Source organism: Streptomyces sp. sk2.1 (genome assembly GCF_008120935.1).
Lineage (GTDB): Bacteria > Actinomycetota > Actinomycetes > Streptomycetales > Streptomycetaceae > Streptomyces.
The window spans coordinates 1-6426 of record NZ_RDBO01000246.1; the positions used below are offsets into that span (position 1 = coordinate 1).

The following is a 6426-nucleotide window of genomic DNA, read 5'->3' on the forward strand; positions in this document are numbered from 1 at the left end:
GGTGGGGTCAGGGGCGGGAGATGCGCCAGTCGGTGACGTTGCCGGTGCGGTTGTAGTAGGCGTTGGTGCACACGTCGTACTTGCCGCCGGTGGGGCCGGCGCCGTTGGTCTCCAGGAAGCCGCCGTTGCCGCCGTAGGTGTTCCAGAGGTGGACGGTGTCGCCGATGTGGACGACAGTGTCCTGGGGGGGGTGGAAGTCTGGGCAAAGATGCGCCACTCGGCGGTGCCCGTGCCGCGGTCGTCGTTCTTGGCGGTGAGAACGTCGTACTTGCCGCCGGCCTTCTTCTGGGCCTCGGTGGCGTGCCCGTTGGTGTCCAGGTAGCTTCCGGCCCCGTAGAGGTTGCGCAGGGTGATCAGGTCGCCGCTGGAGACCGGCGTGCCGGTGGTCTTGCCCTGGGCGGACGCGATCTCCCACGTCCCTGTCCCGGCACCACGGTTCGGACTTTCCGCGGTGGAGACCCCGTAGACGGCGCCGTTCGCGGAGCTCGCGCCGTTCGTGTCGAGGTAACCGCCGCCCCAGCTGCCGTATCCGTTCTGCAGGTGGATCCGGTCGCCGTACTTCAGTGCTTCAGCCATGAGGATCTCCTCAATTCCCTTATCGAATAGGTGTGGTTGAGCCGCCGTCCACAGGGCAGGCGGCCGGAATGATCATCCGGGCCCCGGGCCCGGACCGGCCGGCTTCCCATTACGGTCCACCCGATCGAGTGGCGGATCCGCTGCATCGCCAGCACCGGAGCCAGGCGTCGAGCATGATGCCCACGCGCTGATGCCGTAGACGGCACTGCGGGTGCCCTTTCCCTCGGAGTTGGCCAGGGCTCCAACCGTCGTCCGGCAACGTCGTCCCTGGTTCACTCCCAGGGCTGAACTGCGGGCACTTCGGGCCTGGCACCGGGCGAACAGGCGCTATCACAGCATCGTGTTCAAGAACCTGGTACGCGGCCTGGCCGCGCTCTCCCTCACCCTCGCCCCGCTCGCGGCCGCCAGGAAGTCATCCTCGCTGAAGCCGTCGAAGCACCCCAGGTCGCGGCCGGCTGCGCACTGGCGGGAGGCTCCTGGCTCAGCAAGTACGACAACGTCGTGGTGACCGACGCAGCCCGCCTCGATGTGGATCACTTCGTGCCGCTCGCAGAGGTCTACGGCTCCGAGTAGACCCCGTGGAGCCCGGCACGACGCGAAGCGTACGCGAACGACCAGGACAGTCCCGACACCCTGATCGCGGTCACCGCGGCCTCCAACCGCAGCAAGGCGGACAAGGACCCGGCTGAGTGGCTGCCCTCGGACGCCTCCTACCACTGCGCCTATGCCGCGATCTGGGTCGGTACGAAGCTGCGCTGGGACCTTGCCGCCGATGAGGCTGAGCGGGAAGCCCTTCTGAGGCTCGCCAAGGACTGCCCGGCGACCGTCGTCTCCTACGAGCCGGCACCGTAGGGCCCCGGAGTGTTCGTTCCGCTCTTCGTCCGGCTGGGCGGAGAGCAGCGGGCTGAGGAAGAGCCGGGAAGGGGGATCTCTGCCCTGCCCTCCTGCCCTCCGCCTGGCCCTTCACATACGGGTCGGTCCGGGCGCCACTATGCGAGGTCCTCGTGGGTGCTGCCGTTGAGCGCGGGCGCCGGGACCGCTTGGGGTGCAGCGGTGGCGGCCAGGATCCGGAGTCCCTTCTGGGAGGGGCTGCCGGACTGGGCGGTCCAGACGACGATGTGCTGGTCGGGGGCGGTCGAACTGGTGAGGGTGTCCCAGTCGAGGGTGAGGGTTCCGGCGACGGGGTGGTGGAAGATCTTGTTGCCGGTGCCCTGGACGGCGACCTCCCGTGTTGCCCACCAGTGCTGGAAGTCGGCGTGGTGTGTCATCCGGGCCAGGAGGCGCTTGAGCCGGGGGTCGTCCGGGCGGCGTGCGGTGTGCATGCGGAGGTAGGCCACGCAGGCGTGCGCTCCGGCGGTCCAGTCGCCGTAGAGCTCTCGCAGGGCAGGGTCGTTGAAGAGCAGCCAGACGTAATTCCGGTCCGCTTCGGGGACCTGGGCGAAGTCGGTGAGGAGGGCGGCGGCGAGCCGGTTCCAGGCCAGGACGTCCATGGTGTCGGACAGGACCAGGGCGGGGGACTCGGTGAGCTGGTCGAGGAGCCGTCGGCAGTGCTCGGTGACCTCCCGGCCCGAAGGCGCGGGCTGCCCGCCCGGTGTGCGGCCGGCGAGCTCGAAGAGGTAGGTGCGCTGGTCGCCGTTCAGGCGCAGGGCGCGGGCGATGGCCTCCAGGACGGGCAGGGACGCCTGCATGCGGCCCTGCTCGATCCGGGTGTAGTAGTCGGTGCTGATGGCGGCGAGCTGGGCCACCTCTTCGCGGCGCAGGCCGGCCACCCTGCGCTGGTTTCCGGGGTCGGGCAGACCCACCTGGAGCGGTTCGAGATCGGCCCGGCGTGCCTTCAGGAAGACACCCAGTTCCTTCGGATCGCTGTTGCCGGTAGCCATGGTTCCAGTGTGGCAGCGAGCAGCGGCCAGGAGACTCACCTCCGCGGAACACCGTCGCCAGAGGCGTTGCCGGCCGCTGTCGTCGGGGAGCGGTCCGCCGCTGTGCCATCCGTCCAGGAGGCGAGGATCTGCAGCGCGTCGTGGGACGGGGAACCGGGTTCGGCGGTCCAGACGACGAGCTGCTGGTCGGCGTCGACCGTCGGGGCGAGGGTGTCCCAGTCCAGGGTCAGCTCGCCCACGATCGGGTGCCGCATCACCTTGGTGCCCACCCCGCGGACGGCGACGTGGTGGGCGGCCCACCACCGGCGGAAGTCGGCGTCCTGCACCGACAGCTCCCCGACGAGAGCGGCAAGCCGGGGGTTGTCGGGATCCCTCGCGGCTTCCATGCGCAGCTGCGCCACACAGGTGTGGGCGACATTTTCCCAGTCGGCATACAGATCCCGCATCCTGGGATCGGTGAAAAGCATGCGTATGTAGTTCCGGTTCTTTTCCGGAATGCTGGAGAAATCGGCGACGAGGGCCGCTGCGAGCGGATTCCAGGCGAGAATTTCCATGCGCCTTCCCAGGACGATTCCCGGGGTGGTTCCCAGGTCGGCCAGAAGCCTTCGCAGGCGGGGCTGCACCTTCTGGGAGGCGCGGCGTGCCGGCCGGGCCGGGGGGCGGCCCGCGAGTTCGAGCATGTAGGTGCGCTGGTCGTCGTCGAGGTGAAGGACGCGGGCCAGGGTGTGCAGCACGGACGCGGATGCCTGTATGCGGCCCTGTTCGATCCGGGTGTAGTAGTCGGTGCTGATGGCGGCCAGCACGGCGACCTCCTCACGCCGCAGGCCGCTGACGCGGCGCCTGCCTCCGGTCTCGGGAAGGCCGGCTGCGGTGGGGCTCAGCTCGGCCCGGCGGGCTTTGAGGAAAGCCCCGAGTTCGTCGGGGCGCGGCACGGTGGCGGTCATGGTCCCCAGTTTCCCCGGGGTGCAACTTCGGTGGCAGGGAGACTTTTATCCCTGGATGGATCCCTCCAGGGATGGAAGTGTCCTCTGGTAGAGGAGTTCGGGCCGTGCGACCGTATTTCATGTGGCCAGGGCAAGCCCTTGGAGAGTCGATATGAATTCTGAATCAGGGAATGTCGGGCCGCAATTTTCTCCGTATCCGACGGAAGTCTCTACGGCGCCTGTGCGCAATGAAGGAGCTGGATTCTGATGCCTGACATCGACCGTGTCCTGGTCGTCGGGGCGACGGGCCGAACCGGCCGTCACACCGCCGAGGCGGCCGCCGCCCGCGGCCTCACCCCCGTGGCTCTGACCCGGGACGCCCTCAGGGGCCGCCGGCTCCTGCCGCCCGGCACCGAGATCGTGGCCGGCGACCTCACGGACCCGGACACGCTCACCCAGGCCGTCGCCGACGTCGACGCCGTCATCTTCGTCCACGGCTCGGACGACGACGGACGCTCCGAGTCCTTCGAACGCATCGACTACGGCGGCGTCGCGAACGTGCTGACCGCGCTCGGTGACCGCCGCCCGCGGATCGTCCTGCAGACAACGATCTTCGTCACCCGCCAAAACCACTACTTCAACGACAGCGGCCACGCCCTGGACTGGAAGCGCCGCTCCGAGCGCCTCGTACGGCTCAGCGGAGCCCCGTACACGATCGTGCGCCCGGGCTGGCTGGACGCCGGTGAGGGCGGCGGCCACCTGCGGATCGAGCAGGGCGACACCGGCGAGGGCGGCATCGGCCGTGACGTCCTGGGCGCGCTCCTGGTCGAAGCCCTGCTGGACGACACCGCCGTCGGCCGGACCTTCGAGGTGTTCTCCGGCCCCGGCCCCGCCACCACCGACTTCACCGCCCTGTTCGCCGAGGCCGAGCCGGACGTGCCCGGAGCCCCTGACGCCGTCAAGGACACCGACAACCTGCCTCTGGACGCCGAACCGGCCCGCGTCAAGGACGACCTCGCGCACCTGCGTATCCACTGACCACCGCACACCTGACGACACCAGCAGGAGCATCACGATGGACGCCATCACCTTCCCCAACGGCCAGATCACCATGGCGGGCAACCTCTACCTGCCCGAGGGCCTCGACCGCACCATCCGCCACGCCGCGGTCGTCGTCGTCCACCCCGGCGGCGGCGTGAAGGAGCAGGCTGCTGGCCTGTACGCGAGCAAGCTCGCCGAACAGGGCTTCGTCGCCCTCGCCTTCGACGCCTCCTTCCAGGGCGACAGCGGCGGCGAGCCGCACCACCTGGAGGACCCCTACGCCCGCGTCGACGACGTCCGCGCCGCCGTCGACCATCTCCAGACCCTCGACTTCGTCGACCCCGAGCGCATCGGCGCCCTCGGCATCTGCGCCGGCGGCGGCTACGCCGTCAACGCCGCGATGACCGACTACCGCATCAAGGCCCTCACCACCGTCAGCGCCGTCAACATCGGCACCAGCTTCCGCCGCGGCTGGTACGGCACCGACTCCGACGCCGCCGCCGTACCCACCCTCAAGGCCCTCGCCCAGCAGCGCACCGCCGAAGCCGCCCAGGGCGCCGAGCCCACCTACCTGCCCTACGTCCCGGCCGAGCCGGACGAGAACACCCCCCGCGACCTGGCCGAGGCGAGCGAGTACTACCTCACCCCCCGCGCCCAGCACCCCAACGCCAAGAACAAGTTCCTCTTCACCAGGAGCGTCTCGCGGATCTTCACCTTCGACGCCTTCCACATGGTCGAAGACCTCCTGACCCAGCCCCTCCTCGTCGTCGCCGGCAGCGAAGCCGGATCGCTGTGGATGTCCACCGAACTCCACGGCCGCGCCCGCACCACCAAGAAGCTCGCGCTCGTCGAGGGCGGCACCCACATGGACTTCTACGACATCCCCAAGTACGTCGACCAGGCCATCTCCGCCGCCACCCCGTTCTTCAACGAGCACCTCGCGGCCGAGCCCGCCGACCAGGGCTGACCCCACCCGCGGACAGGTGGCCGGTCCCCGTACCGGCCACCCCGCTTCACCGAGGAGAACCCCGTGACCGACAACATCAAGCACGTGGCCGTCAAGGCGCTCGCCTGGGACCTGGCCGCCGACATCCATCTCCCGCCCGGCTTCGACGAGAACACGACCTATCCCGCGATCGTCGCCGTCCACCCCATCGGCTCGTGCAAAGAGCAGACGGCCGGCAACGTCTACGGCAGCGCACTGGCCGGAGAAGGGTTCGTCGTCATCGCCTTCGACGCCAGCTTCCAGGGCGAAAGCGGCGGACAGCCGCGCTCCATCGAGGACCCGGTGTACCGGTCCCAAGACATCAGCTACGTCATCGACCACCTGGTGACGCTGCCCTACGTCGACGCCGACCGCATCGGAGTCATCGGCGTGTGCGGTGGCGGCGGCTACTCCATCAACGCCGCTCTGACCGACCGCCGTATCAAGGCCGTCGGCAGCGTGACGGGCGTGAACTTCGGGCGCCTGATGCACGAGTCCTTCAGCGGCTACGACCCCATCGGGGCCCTCGATGCCATCGCCGAGCAGCGCACGGCCGAGGCACGGGGAGGCGAGCGGAAGGTGACCCAGTACCTGCCGGCCTCACCCGATGCGGCCAAGGAGCAGGGGCTCACTGAGATCGATCTGTCCGAGGCCACCGACTACTACCGCACCGACCGCGGTGAGAAGCCCGGCGGCCGCACCGAGGGGCTGTTCTCCCGCCAGGGCTCCGCGATCGGCTGGGACGCGTTCCACCGCGCCGAAGTCCTCCTGACGCGGCCGCTGTGCGTCGTCGTCGGGGACAAGCCCGGCGCGTTCGGTGCCTACAGGGACGGCCTGGAGATCTACCGCCGCGCGGCATCGAAGGACAAGGAGCTGGTCGTGGCGGAAGGCTTCTCCCACTACGACCTGTACGACCAGCCCGAACCGGTCAAGATCGCCCTGAGCCACCTGGTCCCGTTCTACAAGAAGCACCTCTGATACCCAGGCTGCCCCACCCCACCGGGTGGGGCAGCCCCAAGGG

6 protein-coding genes are annotated in these 6426 nt (G+C 69.3%); 3 read left to right on the top strand and 3 right to left on the bottom strand.

The window, feature by feature from the left end; translation table 11 throughout:
* Positions 1-7: 7 nt before the first annotated feature.
* The 3 genes from EAO76_RS47160 to EAO76_RS43235 form a co-directional block, all read right to left on the bottom strand.
* The gene (locus EAO76_RS47160; protein WP_262376262.1) at positions 8-217 is read right to left on the bottom strand and encodes a hypothetical protein; all 210 of its coding nucleotides are present in this window, start codon (positions 215-217) and stop codon (positions 8-10) included.
* Positions 218-1565: 1348 nt separating this feature from the next.
* Positions 1566-2456 (bottom strand): helix-turn-helix domain-containing protein, encoded by an 891-nt coding sequence (locus tag EAO76_RS43230; protein ID WP_148841674.1) that lies wholly within the window; start codon positions 2454-2456, stop codon positions 1566-1568.
* Between the two features lie 35 nt (positions 2457-2491).
* Positions 2492-3400, bottom strand: coding sequence for a helix-turn-helix domain-containing protein (locus tag EAO76_RS43235; RefSeq protein ID WP_148841675.1), 909 nt, complete (start codon positions 3398-3400; stop codon positions 2492-2494).
* Positions 3401-3646: 246 nt separating this feature from the next.
* Here EAO76_RS43235 and EAO76_RS43240 point away from each other — a divergent pair, with 246 nt between their 5' ends.
* The 3 genes from EAO76_RS43240 (at position 3647) to EAO76_RS43250 (ending at position 6383) form a co-directional block, all read left to right on the top strand.
* On the top strand, positions 3647-4417 hold the full coding sequence (locus EAO76_RS43240; protein ID WP_148841676.1) for an SDR family oxidoreductase: 771 nt from the start codon (positions 3647-3649) through the stop codon (positions 4415-4417).
* Between the two features lie 37 nt (positions 4418-4454).
* A complete protein-coding gene (locus EAO76_RS43245; RefSeq protein WP_148841677.1) occupies positions 4455-5387 on the top strand; it encodes an alpha/beta hydrolase in 933 nt (310 codons plus the stop codon).
* Between the two features lie 63 nt (positions 5388-5450).
* On the top strand, positions 5451-6383 hold the full coding sequence (locus tag EAO76_RS43250) for an alpha/beta hydrolase (protein WP_222872280.1): 933 nt from the start codon (positions 5451-5453) through the stop codon (positions 6381-6383).
* Positions 6384-6426: the final 43 nt, after the last annotated feature.

Excerpts from the sequence above, each read along its gene's own strand:
- EAO76_RS43230 (WP_148841674.1), bottom strand. The coding sequence starts at position 2,456 with ATGGCTACCGGCAACAGCGATCCGAAGGAACTGGGTGTCTTCCTGAAG.
- EAO76_RS43245 (WP_148841677.1), top strand. The coding sequence starts at position 4,455 with ATGGACGCCATCACCTTCCCCAACGGCCAGATCACCATGGCGGGCAAC.
- EAO76_RS43240 (WP_148841676.1), top strand. The coding sequence starts at position 3,647 with ATGCCTGACATCGACCGTGTCCTGGTCGTCGGGGCGACGGGCCGAACC.
- EAO76_RS43235 (WP_148841675.1), bottom strand. The coding sequence starts at position 3,400 with ATGACCGCCACCGTGCCGCGCCCCGACGAACTCGGGGCTTTCCTCAAA.